Genomic DNA, 20,398 nt, shown 5'->3' with positions numbered 1-20,398 from the left:
GGACCCCGAGATACGGCCCCGAGGACGCCCGATGAGTCGCCTGGACGAATTGAAGAACGACCCCGCCTTCCGCCAAGCGGTCCTCGCCGTGAGGGGCGCGGCGAGCACGTTGAGCGGACGGGCGATGACCCATGAGGAAGCCGAGTTCCTCGTCAGCTTCGCCCTCGCGACCTACGCCAATGCCGGTGGCTTGGCCGAGCCGAGCCTATCGCGCCTGTCGCGCTTTGCCGGCAAGGTCGAGCCGGATGCCAGCATCGAGAGCATCATGCGGCATTAGGGAAGGAGTGGGGGTCGGACGTGGAAACCGACTTCCACCCTTCCCCCTGAGGCGCCGTGAAGCGGCCTCGAAGGAGGGCTCCATGGATCGCCGAGACGTCTGGGACCGTCCTTCGAGCCTTCGCGCCGCTCTGCATTTCAGGATGAGGAGATGAGTCGGACGCGCTGCTCCGCCGAGACAGGGCGCTCGATCTCCTTGTGGTCGCACATGATCTTGGAAAAACGAATTTTCCAATTCCGCATCGTGCTCTATCCGAATGCGCCGACATCGTGCTGGATGATGCCGGAGATCTCCCGCACCCGCTCGAACATCCGGCGGATCGGCCCGAACAGGGTGCCGTGCTCGGTCTCGTAGGTGCCGACATCGCGCGGGCCCGGGGGCTCACCGAAATTCAGGCCGAGCGTCGGGTCGGGGATGACGGGGAAGATCTCGTCGAGGAGCTTCAGGCATCCATCGATATCGAGGCGGAGGAAGCGCTCCAGCAGCATCTCGCGGGTCAGGCCCGCCTGGGGCCGGAAGGCCGGGATATGGGCGGCGAGGAACCAGATCCGATGGATCAGCGCGAGACGGATCGCGTGAAGCAGGGTCAAGCGGGCCGACATCGTGGCGAGGTCGGGCGCCGCCGCCTGCAGGTGGAGCCAGTCGCGGGTCAGGCGTCCGAACAGCCGCCGCAGGTCCGGCGCGAGGCTCAGGCGTTCCAGGGCGGCGGCCACCGTCATCAGTTCCTCACGGCGCCCGTCGCGGCGGGTGCGCCGCGCCCGCTCCAGCCAGACCGCCGGGTCGAGGGTATCGATATAGGCGCGCAGCACGTCGAGATCGCCGACGCTCGCCGCGTGCTGCGCCATGCCGAAGGCGCGGGAGAAGCGCACCGAGCCGGTGCGCATGTGCCGGAACGTCTCCGGCGCCCGGTGTGCCGCCCGGCCGACGCCGTGCAGCGAGTTCGCGAGGAAACCGAGCTGCTGCAGGATCGCGTTGTTGGGGATCGCCCGCATCTGGCGCGGATGGGTGATGGCGGCGGGACCGCCCGAATCCGACTGGCGGGCGACGGGACGTGAGCCGGTGCGGTCGATGAGGCTGGGTCCGAAGGTGCCGAGCAAAGCCGCATAGCCGCGATCGTCGACCAGAGCCTCCATGTCCTGGCGCACGGTGCGGAAGAATTCGGCGGCGAAGTCGCTTTCCTCGTAGATCGGATCCGCCGCCGGATTGGCCGCCTTGCCGTCGCTCAGCGCGTAGTCCGAAAAGGCATCGTCCTCCGCCAGCGTGTCGGAGAAGAGGTGCTCGGCGATGCGGGCGACGGAGGCATTCGCGAGCTGGGGCGAGCCGAACATCAGGTAGCCGTCGGACCCCTGGAAGCTCGATTCGAGCCTCACCTTGATGCCGGCCTCGGCGTCGCGCCGCCGGGAATCCTCCGGCGCGAGATAGGCGAGGCGGTCGCGCAGAGAGGTCGGATGCGCGCCGCGCCCGATCGACTCGCCGTGGGTGTCGAAGATGACGAGTTCGATCTCGGTGAGCCCGTTCTGGGTCATCAGTTCGGTGATGCGCAGCCGGAGCCGCTCGATCCAGAACGTCGCGGCGAGCTGACCGACGTAACGACCGGAATCCGAGTAGCCGAATTGCACCGAGAGGCGCCCGAGCCGCTTGAGATGGGCGCGCCAGTGCGGATTGCGCAGGGCGTCGTCGAGGACGCGGATGCCTTGTTCCAGGGCGCTCGCCGTCTCGAACAGCGGCGTGATCTCGACCTTGTCCGAGATGCCGTAATGGCGTGCGAGCCAGAGGGCGGCGAGGAGGGTGTAGCCGGTCTCGGTCTCGGCGATGAGGAAGCGGACCGGGTGGGTGCCGTCGACATGCTTGAGGATCTGCGTGATCGTCATCATCAGCCGCGCGGCCGAAGCCCGTTCGGCGGCGAGCGCCCCGAAATCGACCGGGACCGCGCGCACGTCGTTGAGCAGGGTGTTGATCGCCGCGAGGTGTGAGCGGCGCTGGGCGGCGTCGGTGGGCTCGCCTTCGAGATCGATCACGCGCCGCACGGCGTTGTGGATCTGGCTGGCGTTGAGCCGGAAATGCGGCAGGGCGTTCGAAAGGCCGTGGGCGGCAACGCCCGACCGCAGCACGGCGATGGCGCGCCGATCCGCGTCGGTGGTCGCGGACCCGATGGCGGCGGCAAGACCCGCGAGCAGGGGCCCGGCATCGGTCTGGGCGCGCTCGCGCTCGATGATGAGGGCCAGCGCGAAGCGGTGCACGGTCTCGAGGGAGGGCTTGGTGCCCAGGAGCGGCGCGCCCGCGAGTTGGCGCTCGACCGCGGCGCGGGCGCCCTGGACCAGCTCGCGCACCACGCGGGTGGCGGGCATGTCGGGCAAGTCGCGCAGGATGCGATCGAACTGCATCCGCTTCGAGATCAGGCGGTAGCGCAGCGTGTCCCACCACCCGATATCGGTCCGACCGTCGGTGTCGCAGCCGACCCAGCTGGCGATGGCGAGGGGTTTGGGCACCAGCTCGGTCCAGCGATCCGGCCAGCGCTCGCGGGCGGCATCGATTAGGGCGCCGTTGAAGGCGTCGATCGCCGCGCGGCCGTTATTGGCGGCAACGCAGGCCTGCTCGAACTCGTCATCGAGGCTGATCCCGGGATCGGGTCGGCTGGAGCGGGCGGCGGCCTCGCCGAGAATCGGGGTGCGGCCGGCTTCCTCGGGAAGCGAGGCGGCACGGGCGATCATCTCGGCCACCGCACGGGGCATGCCGAAGGTCGGATGCGCGGTGAACACGACGGCGAAGCCGGTGCGACCGACCCGCTCCCGGAACGCCTCGAAATCCGAGGCGCCGCGCGGGATCGCCGCGACGAGGCGCCCGGCGAGGTCGGCGAGCGTGGCGGCCTCGTCACCGTCGAGGCCGACATAGTCGCGCAGACGCGCGGTCCGCTCCGTCAGCGCCCGGCGCCGGAGGGTGGCGAGCAGCGCGTCGAGATCGCTCTCGCCGATCTCCTCGCGATCGAGGCGGCGGGTGATCGCCAGCGTCACCGCCAGGACCGGATTGCGGAACGGATCCTCGCTCGCCTGCTCACGGCTGCGGGCCACGAGGTCGAGGAGGTCGCGCTCGAGGTCGTTGCCTGGGAGGGCGGGCGGCGTGTCCGCGCCCCCCTGCGAGCGGGCGACGGGCGCGACATTGTCCGAGCGGTGGTCTTCGAGCGGCATCGAGCATCCCTGATGTGAGCGGCCGGCGACCCTTTCGGCTCCGCGCAGCCGGTTCTCACCGTTTCCTCCGGCGACGCAAGGACCGTTCCGTGTTTTCGAACCTCTTGCCGGGGATGAGTCTGTCACGGCGCCGGAGGGCGTGCATGGGCGCTTGATCCGGTCTAGGGTCGGCCCTGTATGGAAAACTTCGTGATCCTCGCCGCGGTCGCGGTCACGCTGATCGTGTGTGTCCTGATGGTGGGTCTCTTCCGAGCAGAGCGCCGCGCGCCGCTGCGGCTGCCGCAGGAGGAGGCTTGGGCGGACGACGAGGCGGGGACGGTGCGCAAGCTGACCCCCCCACGCGCGAGCCCGATCGATCGCGAGGCGGTCATCCTCGATGTCCAGGCTCTCGACGAGACGATTCTCGATGACCGTCGCACCTTGATCGCGGATCGGAGCGATCCCCCCGAACCGAACGCCGCCGGGAGGCGGAGGCAGATCGGATGAGGCCGTTTCTCACTCTGCTCACGCTCCTCTGCGCGATGCTCGGAGCGGTCTTGGTGGTCCCGGCCTCGGCCCAGGATGTCGCGCCACCCTCTGAGGCGCCCGCCGAGGCCGCACCGGAGGCGCCGCGCAAGCCCAAGCCGAAGCCGCGTCCCAAACGACCGGCCAAGCCGGCCGAGAAACCGGCGGATGATAAAGCCGCCAAATCCGCCGAGACGCCCCCCCAGGCGCCCGCTCCCGAGACCGGGCGGCATCGGGACGCTCCGGCCGACCCGCCCGACGTGGCATCGGTCCCGGCCACGCCCGCCGCGCCCGTGCCGACCTTGGCCGCCGCGCCGTCCATCGTTTGCGAGCCCGGCGAGGCGGTGCGGTTCGAAGGTCTCCCCAAGGCGGCGGCGAAACCCGGTCAGGCGACCGCCGATCCCGCCAGCATCGAATTGTGGGTGACGCGCACCGGCTCGATCACCGTCGACAACCCCTTACGCCCGCTCACGCCCGACGTGACCCGGGTGCTTCAGGTCGTGATCGGGGGCAAGGTCGCCACGCTCTACGGTCCGGATGTCCTGTCCCTGCGCCGCGGCGCCGGACCTGCCGTGTTGGAGGGGACGATCGGAGGCACGATCCGGTGGGACGCATCCCTCAACGCCCTGCCCGATACCGTGCCGGTATTGGCGGATTCCGGGGATATCCTCGCGGAGTTCCGCTTCCGCGCCTGCGGCACCGCCCCCGCGGCGCGAACCCTGGCCGCGCCGAAGCCGCGCCGGACCGCCCCCCCGGCCGATGCCGCGGGGTTCGGGGCGGAAGCCGGCAAGGAGGCCGCCAAAGGCACCACCCGAGAGCGCGACAGGCCGGCGCAACGGGCCGAGCCACGACCCGCAGGCTCTGCCCCGCGGCCGGCGGTTCCCATGCCGCAGGGGGCGATCCCCTGAGGCCGGTCATCCGCCTCACCGACGCCGATCGCGTCCGGCAGCCCACCGGTGAAGGACCGGGCCGACCGATCCGTATCGCCCGCCAGGAGACGTCATGAGCGACAGCCTCACCGCCACCCAGGTGATCGACACCCTCGGGCTGAGCCCCCATCCCGAGGGCGGCTACTATCGTGAGACGTTCCGCGATCCCCGCGAGGTCGACGGACGCTCGGTCGGCACCGCCATCTATTACCTGCTCGGCGTCGGCGAGACCTCGGCTTGGCATCGCGTCGACGCCGCCGAAATCTGGCTCTGGCACGCGGGTGCGCCCCTGGTGATCACCCTGAGCCCGAACGGCCACGACGCATCGGCCCACCATCTCGGCCCGGACCTTCTGCGCGGACAGCGCCCGCAGATCGTCGTTCCGGCCGGTCACTGGCAGACGGCGACCAGCCTCGGCGCCTGGACGCTCGTCAGCTGCACCGTCTCCCCCGGCTTCGACTTCGCCGGCTTCGAGATGGCCCCGCCGGATTGGCGCCCGACCCCGCGCCGCTGAGGCGCCCGGCTTCGCGACGGCTCTCTCGGCAGGGGCTCGCCGGAGCGCGTCAACCCGAGATCATCGAGAAGCCGGTCGTCGAGGTCCGACAGACGGGCCTGGGGGTATCGCGCGCCCGTTCTGGTCGCCGATCCCCACATCCGTGACCGAACCAGGGCTCCGATGGAGCGCATCACCGCCTCGAACCTGTGAGCCATCGCCGTCTCCTTCTCAGGAGCGGAGGATCGCTGGATCTTTACGTTGAGTCGAACGAATTGAATTTATGCAATCGATGAGGGATGCTCATACGAACGCGGAGGATGATCGCGACATGGGCCCCCTCAACCCCGCCAATCTCGATCTCGATCTCGTGCGCACCTTCGTGACGATCTGCGAGACGGGCAATTTCTCGCGCGCCGCCGACCGGATCGGGCGCACGCCCTCGGCCGTCAGCCTGCAGGTCAAGCGGCTGGAGGAGCGCTTGGGTCGCGCCCTGTTCCTGCGGCGCCCCCGGACGATCGTGCCGACGGCGGATGGCGAAGTGCTGCTGGGCCTCGGCCGACGCCTGCTGGCGGTGAACGACGAAGTGGTGGCCTTCTTCGATGCGCCGCCGATGGAGGGGCGCATCCGCTTCGGGGCGCCCAACGATTCAGGTCTGTTCGCCCTACCGGCGATGCTGCGCCGGTTTTCCGTGACGCATCCGCATGTTCAGGTCGATGTCCGGCTCGACGCGAGCCGCGCCTTGGCCGACGCCTGCACGGACGGTGCCCTGGACCTCGTCCTCTATACCGGCAACGCCGGCGCGAACCGCGACGCCAGCGTCGTCCAGGCGGAGGACCTCGTCTGGATCGGCCTCGATGGCGGGTTGGCCGAGACTCGACGCCCGCTGCCGCTGGCGCTCTGCCACAGCGGCTGCGCGTGGCGGGCTGCGGCCCTGAATGCCCTCGACCAGGCAGGCATCCCCTACCGCGTCGCCTATTCGAGCGAGCATTGCCAGGGACAGATCGCGGCGGTCGAGGCCGATCTGGCGGTCGCCCCGCTGCCGGCGAACGTCGCGCGCCGGCCCTTCCGCCGAGTGACGACCCTGCCCCCGCTCGGCGGCTACGACGTGCTGATGCGCGTGCGCGACGGGGCCGGGCCGGCCGCGAAGGCCCTGGCAGGTCACGTGGCGGCCTGCGTCCGTGAGATCTCCGGCAACGGCGAACGCCTCTTCGCCTGAGACAGGCTTGCTCAGATCGTCACGATGATCTTGCCGAAGACCTGGCGGGATTCGAGGCGCTCGAGACCCTTGGCAAAATCGGCGAGCGGCAACACCGTATCGACCACCGGTGTGAGCCCCCCCGCCATCTTGTCGAGGCTCTCGCGCATATTGGCGATGCGGCAGCCGAACGAGCCGGTGATGCGATATTGCTGCTGGAACAGCTGCATCAGGTTCATCTGCGTCGAGACGCCGGAGGTCGATCCGCAGGTGACGAGCCGCCCCCCGCGCTTGAGGCAGAGCAGCGAGCCGTTCCATGTCTCGGCGCCGACATGCTCGAACACCACGTCCACGCCCTTGCGCTTGGTCAGTCGCCGTACCTCGCCCTCGAAGCGCTCCTCGCGATAGTTGATCACGTGGTCGGCGCCCAGTTCGCGGGCCTTCTCGCCCTTTCGGTCGTCGCCGACGGTCGTGTAGACCGTGCAGCCGATGGCCTTGGCCATCTTGATCGCCGCGGTGCCGATGCCCGACCCGCCGGCATGAACCAGGATCGACTCGCCGGGCTCCAGCTTCGCATTGTCGAACAGCATGTGCTGGACCGTGCCGAAAGCGATGCCGGCGCAGGCCGCCTGCACCGCATCGACATTCGCAGGCACTTTCACGACGAGGCGGGCCGGCATGTTGACCAGCTCCCGGCTGAACCCGTCGAGATGGAAGCCCATGACGCCGGAAACGTCCTCGCAGAGGTTGTCGCGCCCCTCGCGGCAGGCCCGGCACTGCCCGCAGGTCATGGCACCGTAGGGGACGACCGGATCACCGACGGCGAAGCCTTCGACGCCCTCGCCGAGGGCTGAGATCTCGCCCGCCGCCTCGGCCCCTACCGTCAGCGGCAGCTTGCGCTTGGCGAAGGCCATGCCGCGAAACCCCCAGACGTCGATGAAGTTGAGCCCGACCGCGCGGATGCGGATCTGCACTTCGCCGGGACCCGGCGCGGTCGGCGGCTCGACCTCGGTGACGCGCAGGTCGCGGTCGCCGAACAGCTGAAGGGCTCGCATCAGGAAAGTCTCATCTGCCGTCGGATTCTGGGCCGGGTTCTCGGCGCCCGCGATCGGTGGGCCGAGGCCGGACGGCTTATCGGTCGAAATCGGCCCCGGCTCAATCCGGCCGTCGCATTTGCAGCCTTCGAACGAGAGGAGCGCTCGATGGAAAGCTTGACTTGAGTCGCCAGTCAAAATGTGAACATGAACAACAGATGTTACCTACGGTGGGTCAGCTCAATTACTGATCTAATCTAGAGTCTACAAAACAACCTCAACGATAGTTCTAAGCAATCGCTGTCTTCGACAGGCATGCTCCCCGGAGGCAATGAAAGGATCATGGCAGAGTGGCCGAGCGTCCCGAGCCCGATGGCCCGGCGCATCCGAGCGCTTGACTGGACCACTACGACGTTTGGACCGATCGAGCACTGGCCGCTTAACTTCAGGTCCATCGTCGATCTCATGCTCGGTGCACCCGGACCCGCCGCGATAGGCTGGGGCGCCGACCAGACCACCCTCTTCAACGATGCCTTCGCCGACCTCATCGGCGGCGACGCGGCGGCGCTGCTCGGCCGCCCGTTCCGCGAGATCTGGGCAGACCGCGAGACGAGCGAGATCACCGCCGCGGTGCTGGCCGGGAAGGTTCGCCTCGGCAGCGACCAGTACAGGGAGCTTCCGCAACGGGCCGACCGGCCCTTCGCGTGGCTGACATCGAGCTGGACGCCTCTCTACGATGGGGGCGGCACTCCGATCGGCTTCTATTTGGCCTCCTTCGAGACCACGGAAGCCGTTCTGGCGAAGCGCGCCCTGCAGGAGCGCGAGATTCAACAGGCCTACCTGCTACGTCTCTCCGACGGCTTGCGCGCCCTGTCCGATCCGGTCGCGATCCAGCGCGAAGCCTGCCGGCAGCTCGGCGAACAGCTGCGAACGGACCATGCCTATCATGTCGTCCTGCATCCGGCGGAGGGCGTCGCCGTCATCGAGCAGGATTACACGCGCGGCGGCGTGCGCTCCTTCGTCGGTTCCTACTCGCTCGCGGTGCTGCATTGGTTCGTCCCGCTCTACCGGAAGGGACAGCCGATCGTCGTCGCCGATATGCGGACCACCGATCTGGTCCCGGAGCCGGAGCGCACGACGCTTGCGGCGGACGGCGTCGTCGCCTGGATCGCCGTCCCGCTCATGAGCCGGGGCGAGTTGGTCGGCGCCCTCTGCGTCGTGCGTGGCGAGGCCTTTGCCTGGAGCGAGGCGGATGTCGCCCTCGTCAGCGAGACGGGAGAGCGGATCTGGACCGCGATCGAACGGGCTCGGGCCGAAACCCTGGCGCAAGAGAACGATCGGCATCGTCTCTTCCTGCAAGAGGTACGATTGCGCCGTACGGACGGCCAGTATCGGGGCGCCAGCCGTGCCGGTCAGCCGCTCGGTATGGACCGCTTCGTGAGTCTGTCGGTCGATATCGCCGAGCGGCACCGGGCCGAGGAACGACTCAGGCGCAACAACGCACTTCTCAACGCGATCAACCACATCTTCGACGTGACCCTCGGCGCGGCCTCCGAATCGGAACTGGCGGATATCGCGCTGAAGGTCGCCGCCGAGCTGGTTGCCAGCCCCGTCGGCTTCATGGGCGCGACCAACCCCCGGACCGGTCGGCTCGACACGCTCGCCATCTTCAGGAGCTGCGAAGACAGCGGCAAGCGTCATTCTGCGGCCGCGCTCGAAGGCGCCGTCCGAAGCCTCTATGAGCCGGCATCCTGTCACAACTTGGCGCCGAGCAACCCCTATCAATCGCCCGGATCCGTCCTTCTCCTTCCGATCAAGCAGGACGGTGCGGTGATCGGCGTCGTCGCCCTCGCCGGCCGCTCGGGAGGATACCGGCCCGAGGACCGGGAGGCGGCCGAAGCCCTCGCGCCCGCCATCGGGCACGCGCTCCTGAGCAAGCGCGCCGAAACGCGCCTACGGGAAAGTGAGCAGCGCTTCCGGCAATTCGCGCAGGCCTCCTTCGACTTTCTGTGGATCCTCAACGCCGAGACCTTCGAGGGCGAATTCGCGAGCCCCGCCGTGCAGAGGGTTTGGGGGATCGACCCGGACGCGTCCCTCGGCGATGCCCGGGTTTGGGCCACCCATCTCGTGCCCGAGGATCGCCCGGCGGCCTTCGCCCGCCTTGAACGCGTGCGCAATGGCGAGACGGCGGTCTACGAATTCCGCATCCTGCGCCCGTCGGACGGCGCCTTCCGCTGGCTCCGCACGCACACCTTCCCCATCGTGGACGAGGATGGCCGGGTACGGCGCATCGGCGGCATCACCACCGACGTCACCGACATCCATCAGGCCGAGCACCACCAACGGGTGCTGCTGGCGGAGTTGCAGCACCGGGTCCGCAACATCATGGCGCTGATCCGCTCGATCGTGGTGCGGTCGGCGGAGCGGGCCGAGAGCGTCTCCGATTATGCCGCTCTCGTCAGCGGGCGCCTCGTGACGCTCGCCCGTGTTCAGAGCCGCCTGACCCGCGCACCGCAGGCCGGCATCGCGATCTCCACGATCCTGCGCGACGAACTCGCGGCACGGGCCGAGCACGACGATCAGTACGATCTCGCCGGACTGGAGATCGAGCTGGCGCCCAAGGCCGCCGAGGTGCTGACCCTGGCGATTCACGAGCTGACCACCAACGCGCTGAAATACGGGGCGCTCTCGAGCAGCGGCGGTCGCGTCACGGTGCGCTGGCAACGCATTGAGCGCAAGGACATTCCCTGGTTGAGCCTGTTGTGGACCGAGACCGGCGGTCGCGCGTCGATCGAGCCGGCCCAGGGCCAGGGGCAGCGACGCGGCTTCGGCACCGAACTGATCGAGGGACTGATCCCCTACGAGCTCTGCGGCAACGGGAGGATCGAACTGACGCCGGAGGGGGCCTGCTGCCAGCTCGAGTTCCCGCTCACGAACGGGGCCAGCATCCTCGAGACGCACGCGCCTCCGCCCACGAGCGTGAACGGGGGCAGCCTCGACATGACCGGACAGGCCGCCCTCGACGGTCACCGCATCCTTGTGGTCGAGAACGAGTTCTATCTCGCCAATGACACGGCCCGCGCCCTCAATCGCGTCGGCGCCACGGTGCTCGGCCCGTATTCCGACGAGGCGACGGCGTTGCGAAGTCTCGACCGAAACCGGCCGACCGGCGCCGTGATGAACATCAATCTCGGCCGCCAAGCCGCGTTCGGTCTGGCCCGGGCACTGACCGAGCGTGGCATCCCGTTCGTCTTCGTCACGGGCTACGAAGCGGAGGCGATCCCGCCGGAATTCGCTGACGTGCCGCGCTTGGAGAAGCCGGTGGAACTGCGTCGGATCGTCGGCAGCCTCGCCCGGCAGCTCGGGGAGCAGCCGCTCAATCCGGCGTGAGATAGCGTCGGCGAGCCCAGCCGACGGTTCGGCCGAACTTGACCCGGCACCACGTCAATCCGCTCGGCGTGTCGGTGGTGCAGCCGAAGCCGAGCACCCGGCGCCCGACCGGGATCTGGCCGAGGGCCGGCGCGCTCGCATCCGGCGTCTCGCGGATCGTCAGCCCATCATCCCGCGGCAATCCCTCGACGCGGAACGGCTCGGCGGCCCCGGCCGGTCCCATCGCGGCAAGGAGGATGAGGGCAGTCAGGATCGGCCGCGGAGCGAGCAACATCGGGGTCGGGATGGCGATCGAGAGGATGCTCAGGTGCGATGGATGCCCATCATCGCGGTCAGTCCGCCATCGACGGGCAGCACCGCCCCGGTGATGTAGGTGCCCCCCTCCCCCATCAGGAAGGCCGCAAGCGCGGCGACCTCGTCGGGTGCGGCGAAGCGCCCGAGCGGGATCTGACGCTCGATCCCGGCGCGATGGCTCGCATAGGCGGCCAGCATCTCCGTATCGATGAAGCCCGGCGCGATCACGTTGACCGTCACGCCGCGCTTGGCCGACTCGATGGCGAGCGTGCGGCAATAGGCGATCAGCGCGCCCTTGGTGGCGGCATAGGCGGCGTTGCCCGCATTTGCCTGGAGCGCAGCGACCGAACCGATGGCGACGATGCGCCCCGTCCGCGCGCGGATCATGCCGCGCACCAGCGCCTTCGCGATCCGGGTCAGCGACCAGAAATTGACCTGCATCGCGTCTTCGGCCCGGTCCCGGTCGAGCATGGCCGCCAGCGCGTCCGCCGATTGGCCGGCATTGTGGACGTAGCCGTAGAAGCTCTCGCCCTCCGCCTCCTCGCAGAAGCGCTCGATGGCCGCCCGGTCGGACAGGTCGAGGGGGCGGGCGGCGAAGGTCCGCTCGGGATGGGCCTGTGCCAACTCTGCCGCCAACGCCTCGGCCTTCGCCGCCGACGAGCGGTAGGTGAAGGTGACGTCATGGCCGGCCAGGGCGAGGGCGCGCACGATGGCCGCGCCGAGTCCGGAGGCGCCACCGACGACGAGGACGGGTTTCGCGGCCTGTGCGCTCACGGTTCGTCCCCCAGAACGAGGCAGGTGTTCTGCCCGCCGAAGCCGAATGAATTGGACAGCACCCGCGAGATCCGCATGTCGCGGGTGCGATCGACCACGTCGAGCAGCAGGGCCGGATCGGGGATCGCGTAATTGATGGTGGGCGGGATCCGACCGTTGCGGATCGTCAGCAGCGAGATCACCGCCTCGATCGCTCCGGCGGCCGTGAGGGTGTGGCCGATCATGGACTTGTTCGAGGAGATCGGCAGCTGCCCGACCCGGTCGCCGAACACCGCCGAGCAGCCGAGCGCCTCCATCTTGTCGTTCTCCGGCGTCGAGGTGCCGTGCGCGTTGACGTGGTCGATCGCTTCCGGGGTGAGACCGGCATCGGCGAGCGCCGCGCGCATCGCCGCGATCACCGGCGCGCCGTCGGGACTGGAACGGGTGCGGTGGAAGCCGTCGCCCTTCTCGCCGCAGCCCAGCACGTAGCCGAGGATGGCCGCGCCGCGCGCACGAGCGGACGCCGCGCTCTCCAGCACGATGGCGGCGGCGCCCTCGCCCATGACGAAACCGTCGCGGTTCTTCGAGAACGGCTTGGAGGCTCCCTCGGGCGGATCGTTCTGCGTCGACAGCGCCGAGAGCAGGGAGAAGCGGATCAGCGATTCCGGATTCACCGATCCGTCGGTGCCGATGCAGAGGGCTGCCTCCATCTCGCCCCGGCGGATCGCCTCCACGCCGAGCTGGATCGCGGTGGCGCCCGACGAGCAGGCGGTCGAGAGCGAGATCGGCGAGCCCCGCGTGCCGAAGCGGTCGGCCAGCCGATCCGCCACGGTGCCGAAGATGAACAGGTCGTGCCAAGCGTCGAACCGGCGGCTCGCCGCCGATCGCTGGAGATCCGAATAGGTGATCTCGCCGTCATTCGAGCCCGCCGCTTCGGCCAGGGCCTCACGCTGCGGCCATTCCATCTCGACCGGGGGCACCGCCACGAACAGCGCCCCGGGGAAGGTGCTGCCGATGCCCGCCTGCGCCACCGCCTCGTCCGCCGCCACCGTGGCGAAGCGCTCCGACAGGAGCGGGGCAACCAGCGGATCGGTATCGAGAAAATCGACCGTGCCGGCGATGCGGGTGCGCAGGCCCTCGGTGGGAAAGCGCCGGATGGCGCGGATGCCGGAGCGCCCGGCGGTGAGCGCGTTCCAATTCTCGGCGACGCCCTGCCCGAGGGAAGTCACGATCCCGAGGCCGGTCACGGCGACGAGCGGTCGGCCTTGGGTGTCGTGGGTGGACGAGGAGCGCGTGTCTGGCATCCGAGCCTTCAATCACCTTTTTGCCGGATCCGCATCCCCCACGAGCAGCGCGACGCGCGACGGCGGCACCGCCGAAGCTGAGGCGGACACGGTGGCGGGCGGGGCGCCCCGTTCGGGACGGATCAGGCGGCCAGCACGCGGATCACGCCCTCGCCCCGGCGATGGCCGACCGAGGTGACGGCAACTTCCCTGGCTGAGCCCGCCGCACAAAGGGCGGCCCCGAGTGCGGCCCCGAACGGCGCCGTGACCTCCATCGGGTGGCCGACGATGTCGCCGGTGGCGCGGATGCCGGCGCCGGGCAGCGCCGCCCGGATGCCCGCAAGCTCCTCCGCCGCGAGATCGGCCAATCCGGTGGCTCCGGACAACACCACGTCCGGCTGCCCGATACCGGCTTCACCGATCAACCGGGTCAGGCTCGCCAAGACGCTGCCCGGTTTGCGCGCCATCCGGTCGTTGGCGACCGGCATCAGCCGGGCCAGGGCACGCGCGCCGCGGGCGTTCGCGTGCTCGCCCGTTTCCAGCACGAGGAAGGCCGCCGCGCTTCCGAGTACGAAGCCGCCATTCTCCTCGCGGCGCTCGAAGACCGGGCGATAGACGGGCTTGTCGAGAAAGCCACCCATCTCGTGGACGACCATCACGTCGGGCCGCTCGGCATTGTAGGACGAGCCGACCATGATGGTGTCGATCTGCCCCGAGGCGACGCGGGCATGAGCGATCCGCAGGGCATCCACCCCGCAGGATTCCTCGCCCATGAAGGTGCGCGAGGCCCCGGTCACACCGTGGACGATGCTGATATTGCCTGCGAGCAGGTTCGAGAGCTGCGCCAGGAAGAGGGTCGGCCGCAGGTCGTTCAGCAGCCGCTCGTTGAGGAAGGCGCCGGGATCGGCGGCATTGCGCAGACCGGACAGGATCGCCCCGTCGACGGCGTAGTCGCGCTCGCCGCCGCCCGCCGCGACGACGAGTTGCAGAGCGGCCTTGAAGGCGGGATCGTTCTTCACCCCCGCCGAGTCGAGGGCGAGCCCCGCGGCGTAGACGCCGAGCCGCTGCCACGGCTCCATCTGCCGTTGATCCGATTTCTTCGGGATTTGGGCGTCGAGGGTGAGCGGGGCGACCGGGTGAACCGGATAGGGGGCGAAGCTGTCGGCGTCCGTGCGCGGCGCCTCCTGCGAGGCGAAGGCCGCGAGATGCGCCTCGATCCCCTCACCCGCGCAGGAGACGAGGCCGATCCCCGTCACGACGACGTCACGACTCATGCGCAGATCCGTCCGCAAGTCCGTCGAGGAGGCCGATTCGGCGGGCGCGCTCGCGCATCGGCGCGTCGAGCCCGGCGGGAAACGGCATCGTGCGGAAGCGCAGTTCCGCGTCGCAGAGCGCCTTGCCCTCGTGGCGGATGGCGGCCTTCGTCACGGCATAGCCGGACCCGTCATGTTCCAGGCTCGCCTCGATGTCGAGGGCGGCTCCGGGGCCGACGAAGGAGCGGAACCGCGCCTTGTCGACGGCCATCAGGAACGGCATCTGCGCGAAATCGAGATGGGCAAGCACGAGGTAGCCGGATGCCTGCGCCATCGTCTCGGTGAGGAGCACGCCGGGAACCAGCGGGTGGCCAGGGAAGTGCCCCTCGAAGACCGGACTCGCATCGGGCACGAGCGCCCGCGCCTCGATGCGTCCCGCAGCACGGTCGAGCCGCACCACGGAATCGATCATCTCGAAATATTCGAGCCGCATCGCGGGATGTCCGTTCTCAGGCCTTGGCGGCCTTCTCGGCGACCAGACCGTCGATGCGGGCGCAGAGGTTCTTCAGGACGAAGTACTGCTCGGCCGGGACCTTGCCCTCGTTGACCTCCTGGGTCCAACGCTCGAGCGGCAGCTTGATGCCGAACGCCTTGTCGACCGCGAAGGCGATGTCGAGGAAGGCCAGCGAATCGATGCCGAGATCATCGATGGCATGGCTCTCGGGGGTGATCTTGTCGCGCGGGATATCCGCCGTCTCGGCGATGATGTCCGCGACGCGGTCGAAGGTGGCGGTCTCGTTCGACATGGAGGCTGGCCGCTTTCTCGTTCTCGTATCCGGCGTCGCCGGTTCTTCGCGCGGCCCGCCCCCGATGGCTTGACCCGACCTGCGGCTGACGTGTCGCCGCCGGTTCCCGATGACGCTCTTGAAAAGATCGCGACCCCTTACACGAAGCGACGGAGACCGGGCAACCTCGACGCGACATCACCCGTTCGGTCGTCGAGTCACGGCCCGCCGCAACGCGGCGCGACCGTCCGAGAGAACGGTGATCCGCGGAGGCGTTGCCAATCATGACCCGCGCGTGCCCGATACCGACCGCAGCTCAGCGACGATACGGACAGATACGTGCCGAGGTCGAGGACGCGATGATGCGAAGGGTGTTCGCCGCCCTGGACGAGGCCGCCGCGACGGCGCAAGTGCGCATCCGGCAAGCGGGGATCGACATCCCGCCACCAACGACCGACGCCTTCATGGCCATCCTGCAGCAGGCGGTGTTCTGCATACTTTGCAGGGCCGATCCGAAGACCTTCGAGGGGGGCGACAAGCGGATCGCCCTCGCGATCCTGCGCAATGGTTCGAACATCGCGCGGCATCATTGGGGACTCGAGACCGAACCGTCGCTCTGAACGACCGCGCGGATCGATCCTCGGATCAGTTCGCGTGGGCCAGGATGCGCGGCTCGGTGCGGGGGCGTTCACGCCCGGTCCGACGGGGCCCGCCTGCCGCCGCGCGCTTACGCTCCGGGTTGCGCGCCCGAACCAGCTCGCCGAGCGCCACGAAGCCGTCGTTCTTGCGCTGGCCGGGATCGTGCAGACCGAAACCGACGGCGAAGGAACGAGCCAAATCCGCATCGGGAGCGATGCCGTAATGGTCGAGCGCCGCGAGGAACGAGCGCCGGAAGCCCGTGGGGGCGCACCACGCCTTCTCGGCCAGCTGCATCGGCCAGGTCCACAGCCCATCACTCCGGCGGTAGTCCATTTCCTCGCGGGCGATGAGATAACCGGTGCCCCGATGCTCCAGCCCGTCTTCCCGCAAGCGCCAGTCCGGATCGACACTCGGTCGCGTCGTCACCGGACGCACCGCGTCCGCCACCCGGTCGAGCGCGTCGTCGTCGAAGCCGATCTCGAGCATGGGAACCTCCTGCCTGGGCGCCACCGCGAGTCCGGGGCGAATCGGGTCTGGAACGTTCCATGAACAATGGCCCCGCGCGCCGACGCGGTCAAGGACTCGTTCGTACTCTGTTCCTTTTTGCCTATCTCAGTGAAGGGTGAAGGTGGATCGGCGTGCATTCATCGGAGGGTTCAACGCCAGCGAACCGTGCCGACGGCCCACACGCAATCTCACAGCGTCGTGCCCCCCATGCTGGCAAATCGCTCTGGCGACGCCGTGCCCCAAAGGGTTGCTTTGGGCAGTCCGGCGCTCGGTTTCTCCGTGTCATCGCCGAAACCGCAAGACTCGGCGATGCCCCGTCGCTCGGGCTCTTTACATTTCGCCCATAAGGTCAGGATCAGCCGTGCCGTCGGCTGTCGTCGAAAGTCTCCGCATCCAGATTCATGCCCGATCTACCGGACATCCAGACCCTACGCTGGTGCAGCATGCTGGCGAGCCTCGCCTTTTTCGGCGTGTTCGCCGGCCTGTGGCTCGGTCGTCGGGACGAGCGCCACTACCTGCACTGGGCCGGGGGCTCGCTCCTCTACACCTTGGTCATCTTCAGCTTCACGATCTCGGCCCATACGCCGGTTCAAGACGGCATTCTCTACGCGCTGCTGTCGGCCAGCACGCTCAGTGTGCTGACGGGGGTGCGCCGTTTCGACGGGCGGCCGCCCTTTCCCGCTTGGCTCCTCCTGCCGGTCGCGGCGGCCGGGCTCGGATATGGTCTTCCCGCTCATCTCGTCGGTGCGGACAGCGCCGCCGCGCGGATCGGCGGCACGCTCGGCAGCATGGCGACGATGGCGCTCACGGGGGGCCTTCTCGTCTTCGGCTCGGCGAGAGTCAGGGGGCCGGGACGGCGCATCGCCGGAGCCGCCCTCCTCGGCTACGTTCCGGCCTTCCTCGCGGCGATCGCGGCGGAGGCCTTCGGGGCCGCGGGCGTGAACATGGCCGCGCTGATCCCGATGCTGGCCGACCAGCTGCTGCTCGCGGTGCTCAATCTCGGTCTCATCGCCATGCCGGGCGAGCGGGCGCAGATGCAGCTGCGCGAAGCGGCCCTGCGCGATCCGCTGACGGGGGTCTGGAATCGGGCCGGCCTCGCGGCCTTGCCCCCTCGCCTGCTGGGGCCAGAAACGGCGGTGATCGTGCTCGATATCGATCACTTCAAAGCGATCAACGATCAGCACGGACACGGCGCGGGCGATCGGGTCCTGATCGCGCTGGTCGAGACCGCCCGCGCCGTGCTCCCCGTCATCGATGCCGAGATCGTCCGTCTCGGCGGCGATGAATTCGTCGCGGTTCTGCCGGGTCGGAGCCTCGCCGAGGCGTCATGGCTCGCTGACGAGATCCGCCACGCCCTGCGCCGCGCCGTCCAGAGCCGGCCGGATCTGCCCCCCTGCACCGTCAGCCTCGGCATCGCCACGCGGGAGCCCGGCGACCCGGATCTCGCGCGGGCGATCGAGCGGGCCGATGCGAAGCTCTATCAGGCCAAGGCGCAGGGCCGCGACCGCGCCGCCTGAACGCGCCGCCGCACCGGGACTGGTCCGCGCGCCCGACCGCCATACTTGCCCCGCGCCGCCGTCGCGGCGACGAACGGAGCGAGGCGGCGGATGCCCCCCAAGACCGAAACCGGGCCGCGGCCCTTCACCGCGACCGATCGCGAGGGCGATCGGATTCAGGCCTTCTTCCGGGCTGCCTTGGCCATCGGCCTTCTAGGGCTCGGCCTCTACATCCTCGAAGACTTCCTGCGGGCGCTGGTTTGGGCCGTCGTGCTCGCCGTCGCCCTATGGCCTCTCTACGAGAAGGCGCTCCGGTTCTCGCCGCCGGGGCGGCACAATCTGCTATGGCCGGGGCTCTTCACCGGCCTCGTGGCCCTGGCCCTGCTGCTGCCGGTGGTGATCCTGGCGATCGAGGCCCTTCGCGAGGCGCACGACCTCCTGGCCTATGCCCGCGAGGCGGAGCGAAACGGCATCCCGGCGCCGGATTTCATCGCCCATCTCCCCTACGGCGCGCAGGCGGTGACCGATTGGTGGAACGCGCATCTCGCCCATGCCGGCTGGGCCCACGAATTGAGCGAGCGGCTCAACACCGCCTCCAATCGCGATCTCGGTCGCACCCTCGGCAAGGGCGTCGTCCATCGCGTCGTCCTCGTCGGCTTCTGCCTGCTCGCCCTGTTCTTCCTGTTCCGTGACGGCCGAACGCTGGTAACGCAGGCGCTCACCGCCAGCCGGCGCCTGTTCGGCCCGCACGGGGAGCGGGTCGCCCGGCAGATGGCGGCCTCGGTGCACGGCACCGTCGACGGACTCGTGCTGGTCGGCCTCGGCGAAGGCGTATTGCTCGGGATCGTCTATTACTTCGCGGGGGTGCCGCATCCGGTGCTGTTCGGAGCACTCACGGCGGTCGCCGCGATGATCCCGTTCGGCGCTCCCCTCGCCTTCGGTCTCGCGGCGGTCCTGTTGGTGGCCAAGGGCGCCGTGGCGCCCGCGGCCATCGTGGTGGTGTCCGGCTTCGTCGTGACCTTCGTGGCCGACCACTTCGTGCGGCCGGCGCTGATCGGCGGCACGACCCGCCTGCCGTTCCTCTGGGTGCTGCTGGGCATTCTCGGGGGCGTCGAGACCTTCGGCCTCGTCGGCCTGTTCGTCGGCCCGGCGGTGATGGCCGCGCTGATCCTGCTCTGGCGGGATTTCACGGGGACGGCGACGCCAGCTGAGCAGGCCTGAGGGCTTCTCCACCCATCCGCTCATCTTGAAGTGGTGGGATGGGGGACACGAAGCGCTCAGTGCTTGAGCGGCCGGCCGAGCTTCTTTGCCAGGATCCGCTGCGGCGCCTTTTCCGGGTCGGCTTGGTCGGCGACCGCGAGGTAGCCGGTCTGCTCCAGCATGTAGCGGCCGCCCATGGCGCCGTGCATCACCAAATCCGAAAAGGTCACCCAGGTCTCGCCGGGATGGAAATGCACGTCGGCCTGCGGCGCGCGTGCCTGGTAATCGAGGTCGCGCTTCAGGGCGTCGTGCAGGTGCAGCATCAGGTGGTCGTATTCCGACCGCTTGGCCTTCGTGATCTTGAGCGCCGCGAGCAGGCTGGCCGATAGACCGGAATAACCCGGAAGCTTGGGCAGGAACTTCTCCGCCATATCGCCGAACGCCTCGCCGACCCGCCAGTGGCGTGTCTGCCCCTCGGCGTTGATGTTGCGGAAGATGCGCAGGATGCGCCGCTCGCCGATCGGGTTCGAGGGGAAGGCATCGACATGCATGCGGGTGTCGTCACGCCGCCAGCTCAGCTTGCGCTTGTCGACATCGAACGGCCGGTACGAGGTGCCGGCGAGCGTCACCTTGCCGGTATAGGCCGGGAGATAGGTGTCGATCAGGTCCTGGGCGAAGTGACGGTAGCGCACCAGCAAGGCGCGAAGCCGGGCCTGCTCCTCGTCGCTTCCGGCGCCCCCCTTCAGCGCGGCGCTCTCACCCCGGATCGAGACGTTCTTGGCCTTGCCGTCGGCGAAGGGCCGCTCGACGAAGCGGCGCTCGAAGGCGTCGAGGGGAAAATCGAGATCGCGGAAGACCAGCACCGAGCCGCTCTCCAGCGCCTCGACGAGGCCGGACGCCCCCGGATTCGCCTCGCTGCGGGAGACCGGGAGAATGGGGCTGATCATGTCGAAAAGGCTCTCGCGCGATCCACTGGCGCAAGCGGTTTAGCCGAGCCCGTCGGCGCGTGCCAAGCGCGGACGGATCGCGACGGTTGCCGCAGCCCAGGCACGCTCGGGGGCCGAAGCGCGAAAGGGCGGCCTTCGGCGGTGGACAGATGCCGGCGTTCGCCTTTTACCCCTTGCCACACGCCTCGGGCGCGCGTCACCTCTCGGGCAACTTCGGGCACGAGCGCGGCG

The 20,398-nt window shown here is 69.1% G+C and carries 19 protein-coding genes; 9 read left to right on the top strand and 10 right to left on the bottom strand.

Features of this window, described 5'->3' with window-relative positions; all coding sequences use genetic code 11:
* Window positions 1-31: 31 nt before the first annotated feature.
* Entirely contained in the window at window positions 32-277 is a 246-nt protein-coding gene (locus OWC43_RS01365) for a hypothetical protein (RefSeq protein WP_137829633.1), read from the top strand.
* A 248-nt stretch (window positions 278-525) separates the two neighbouring features.
* Here the strand turns inward: OWC43_RS01365 and OWC43_RS01360 are convergent, their stop codons facing one another.
* The gene (locus OWC43_RS01360) at window positions 526-3,462 is read right to left on the bottom strand and encodes a phosphoenolpyruvate carboxylase (RefSeq protein WP_393955422.1); all 2,937 of its coding nucleotides are present in this window, start codon (window positions 3,460-3,462) and stop codon (window positions 526-528) included.
* 177 nt (window positions 3,463-3,639) lie between these two features.
* Here OWC43_RS01360 and OWC43_RS01355 point away from each other — a divergent pair, with 177 nt between their 5' ends.
* The 4 genes from OWC43_RS01355 (at window position 3,640) to OWC43_RS01340 (ending at window position 6,607) form a co-directional block, all read left to right on the top strand.
* Window positions 3,640-3,948 (top strand): hypothetical protein, encoded by a 309-nt coding sequence (locus tag OWC43_RS01355; RefSeq protein WP_393955421.1) that lies wholly within the window; start codon window positions 3,640-3,642, stop codon window positions 3,946-3,948.
* Window positions 3,945-4,874 carry a hypothetical protein gene (locus OWC43_RS01350; RefSeq protein WP_393955420.1) on the top strand — a complete coding sequence of 310 codons (930 nt, stop codon included), beginning with the start codon at window positions 3,945-3,947 and terminating at the stop codon, window positions 4,872-4,874. Before OWC43_RS01355 ends, OWC43_RS01350 begins: the two co-directional genes overlap by 4 nt.
* 94 nt (window positions 4,875-4,968) lie before the next feature.
* Window positions 4,969-5,409: a cupin domain-containing protein gene (locus OWC43_RS01345; RefSeq protein ID WP_137829636.1), complete on the top strand. Its 441-nt coding sequence runs from the start codon at window positions 4,969-4,971 to the stop codon at window positions 5,407-5,409.
* Window positions 5,410-5,719: 310 nt separating this feature from the next.
* Entirely contained in the window at window positions 5,720-6,607 is an 888-nt protein-coding gene (locus OWC43_RS01340; protein ID WP_393955419.1) for a LysR family transcriptional regulator, read from the top strand.
* An 11-nt stretch (window positions 6,608-6,618) separates the two neighbouring features.
* Here the strand turns inward: OWC43_RS01340 and OWC43_RS01335 are convergent, their stop codons facing one another.
* Window positions 6,619-7,641, bottom strand: a complete 1,023-nt coding sequence (locus OWC43_RS01335) for a zinc-binding dehydrogenase (protein WP_393955418.1) — start codon at window positions 7,639-7,641, stop codon at window positions 6,619-6,621.
* Between the two features lie 444 nt (window positions 7,642-8,085).
* Between OWC43_RS01335 and OWC43_RS01330 the strand changes: the two genes are divergently transcribed.
* A complete protein-coding gene (locus tag OWC43_RS01330) occupies window positions 8,086-11,010 on the top strand; it encodes a GAF domain-containing protein (protein ID WP_393955417.1) in 2,925 nt (974 codons plus the stop codon).
* Here the strand turns inward: OWC43_RS01330 and OWC43_RS01325 are convergent.
* The 6 genes from OWC43_RS01325 to OWC43_RS01300 all read right to left on the bottom strand — a co-directional run bounded on the left by OWC43_RS01325 (window position 10,997) and on the right by OWC43_RS01300 (window position 15,399).
* Window positions 10,997-11,284 carry an SH3 domain-containing protein gene (locus OWC43_RS01325; RefSeq protein WP_137829639.1) on the bottom strand — a complete coding sequence of 96 codons (288 nt, stop codon included), beginning with the start codon at window positions 11,282-11,284 and terminating at the stop codon, window positions 10,997-10,999. The genes OWC43_RS01330 and OWC43_RS01325 overlap by 14 nt on opposite strands.
* 29 nt (window positions 11,285-11,313) lie before the next feature.
* Entirely contained in the window at window positions 11,314-12,078 is a 765-nt protein-coding gene (locus OWC43_RS01320; RefSeq protein ID WP_393955416.1) for an SDR family NAD(P)-dependent oxidoreductase, read from the bottom strand.
* The gene (locus OWC43_RS01315; RefSeq protein ID WP_393955415.1) at window positions 12,075-13,361 is read right to left on the bottom strand and encodes a beta-ketoacyl-ACP synthase; all 1,287 of its coding nucleotides are present in this window, start codon (window positions 13,359-13,361) and stop codon (window positions 12,075-12,077) included. Before OWC43_RS01315 ends, OWC43_RS01320 begins: the two co-directional genes overlap by 4 nt.
* 122 nt (window positions 13,362-13,483) lie before the next feature.
* A complete protein-coding gene (locus OWC43_RS01310; RefSeq protein ID WP_393955414.1) occupies window positions 13,484-14,614 on the bottom strand; it encodes a beta-ketoacyl-ACP synthase in 1,131 nt (376 codons plus the stop codon).
* Window positions 14,604-15,086 carry a 3-hydroxyacyl-ACP dehydratase FabZ family protein gene (locus OWC43_RS01305; RefSeq protein ID WP_393955413.1) on the bottom strand — a complete coding sequence of 161 codons (483 nt, stop codon included), beginning with the start codon at window positions 15,084-15,086 and terminating at the stop codon, window positions 14,604-14,606. The genes OWC43_RS01310 and OWC43_RS01305 overlap by 11 nt, the downstream gene beginning before the upstream one ends.
* A gap of 16 nt (window positions 15,087-15,102) precedes the next feature.
* Window positions 15,103-15,399, bottom strand: a complete 297-nt coding sequence (locus OWC43_RS01300) for an acyl carrier protein (protein WP_110351127.1) — start codon at window positions 15,397-15,399, stop codon at window positions 15,103-15,105.
* 341 nt (window positions 15,400-15,740) lie between these two features.
* Here OWC43_RS01300 and OWC43_RS01295 point away from each other — a divergent pair, with 341 nt between their 5' ends.
* On the top strand, window positions 15,741-15,998 hold the full coding sequence (locus OWC43_RS01295; protein WP_393955412.1) for a hypothetical protein: 258 nt from the start codon (window positions 15,741-15,743) through the stop codon (window positions 15,996-15,998).
* Window positions 15,999-16,023: 25 nt separating this feature from the next.
* Here the strand turns inward: OWC43_RS01295 and OWC43_RS01290 are convergent, their stop codons facing one another.
* Window positions 16,024-16,503 (bottom strand): hypothetical protein, encoded by a 480-nt coding sequence (locus OWC43_RS01290; protein ID WP_393955411.1) that lies wholly within the window; start codon window positions 16,501-16,503, stop codon window positions 16,024-16,026.
* Window positions 16,504-16,925: 422 nt separating this feature from the next.
* Here OWC43_RS01290 and OWC43_RS01285 point away from each other — a divergent pair, with 422 nt between their 5' ends.
* Window positions 16,926-18,041, top strand: coding sequence for a diguanylate cyclase (locus tag OWC43_RS01285; protein ID WP_393955410.1), 1,116 nt, complete (start codon window positions 16,926-16,928; stop codon window positions 18,039-18,041).
* 90 nt (window positions 18,042-18,131) lie between these two features.
* Window positions 18,132-19,241, top strand: a complete 1,110-nt coding sequence (locus OWC43_RS01280; protein WP_393955409.1) for an AI-2E family transporter — start codon at window positions 18,132-18,134, stop codon at window positions 19,239-19,241.
* Between the two features lie 56 nt (window positions 19,242-19,297).
* Here OWC43_RS01280 and OWC43_RS01275 read toward each other — a convergent pair whose 3' ends face one another.
* Window positions 19,298-20,167, bottom strand: a complete 870-nt coding sequence (locus tag OWC43_RS01275; RefSeq protein WP_393955408.1) for a Kdo hydroxylase family protein — start codon at window positions 20,165-20,167, stop codon at window positions 19,298-19,300.
* Window positions 20,168-20,398 lie beyond the last annotated feature (231 nt).

This window comes from Methylorubrum sp. POS3 (assembly GCF_043352485.1).
Lineage (GTDB): Bacteria > Pseudomonadota > Alphaproteobacteria > Rhizobiales > Beijerinckiaceae > Methylobacterium > Methylobacterium suomiense.
The sequence above is the reverse complement of the archived record's forward strand: the minus strand, read 5'-3'. Positions and strand labels throughout refer to the sequence as shown.

Coding starts and splice junctions, on each gene's coding strand:
- OWC43_RS01345 (WP_137829636.1), top strand. CDS start 4,969: ATGAGCGACAGCCTCACCGCCACCCAGGTGATCGACACCCTCGGGCTG.
- OWC43_RS01330 (WP_393955417.1), top strand. CDS start 8,086: ATGCTCGGTGCACCCGGACCCGCCGCGATAGGCTGGGGCGCCGACCAG.
- OWC43_RS01280 (WP_393955409.1), top strand. CDS start 18,132: ATGCCCCCCAAGACCGAAACCGGGCCGCGGCCCTTCACCGCGACCGAT.
- OWC43_RS01350 (WP_393955420.1), top strand. CDS start 3,945: ATGAGGCCGTTTCTCACTCTGCTCACGCTCCTCTGCGCGATGCTCGGA.
- OWC43_RS01290 (WP_393955411.1), bottom strand. CDS start 16,503: ATGCTCGAGATCGGCTTCGACGACGACGCGCTCGACCGGGTGGCGGAC.
- OWC43_RS01285 (WP_393955410.1), top strand. CDS start 16,926: ATGCCCGATCTACCGGACATCCAGACCCTACGCTGGTGCAGCATGCTG.
- OWC43_RS01310 (WP_393955414.1), bottom strand. CDS start 14,614: ATGAGTCGTGACGTCGTCGTGACGGGGATCGGCCTCGTCTCCTGCGCG.
- OWC43_RS01360 (WP_393955422.1), bottom strand. CDS start 3,462: ATGCCGCTCGAAGACCACCGCTCGGACAATGTCGCGCCCGTCGCCCGC.
- OWC43_RS01315 (WP_393955415.1), bottom strand. CDS start 13,361: ATGCCAGACACGCGCTCCTCGTCCACCCACGACACCCAAGGCCGACCG.
- OWC43_RS01275 (WP_393955408.1), bottom strand. CDS start 20,167: ATGATCAGCCCCATTCTCCCGGTCTCCCGCAGCGAGGCGAATCCGGGG.
- OWC43_RS01365 (WP_137829633.1), top strand. CDS start 32: ATGAGTCGCCTGGACGAATTGAAGAACGACCCCGCCTTCCGCCAAGCG.
- OWC43_RS01355 (WP_393955421.1), top strand. CDS start 3,640: ATGGAAAACTTCGTGATCCTCGCCGCGGTCGCGGTCACGCTGATCGTG.
- OWC43_RS01305 (WP_393955413.1), bottom strand. CDS start 15,086: ATGCGGCTCGAATATTTCGAGATGATCGATTCCGTGGTGCGGCTCGAC.
- OWC43_RS01295 (WP_393955412.1), top strand. CDS start 15,741: ATGCGAAGGGTGTTCGCCGCCCTGGACGAGGCCGCCGCGACGGCGCAA.
- OWC43_RS01335 (WP_393955418.1), bottom strand. CDS start 7,641: ATGCGAGCCCTTCAGCTGTTCGGCGACCGCGACCTGCGCGTCACCGAG.
- OWC43_RS01325 (WP_137829639.1), bottom strand. CDS start 11,284: ATGTTGCTCGCTCCGCGGCCGATCCTGACTGCCCTCATCCTCCTTGCC.
- OWC43_RS01300 (WP_110351127.1), bottom strand. CDS start 15,399: ATGTCGAACGAGACCGCCACCTTCGACCGCGTCGCGGACATCATCGCC.
- OWC43_RS01340 (WP_393955419.1), top strand. CDS start 5,720: ATGGGCCCCCTCAACCCCGCCAATCTCGATCTCGATCTCGTGCGCACC.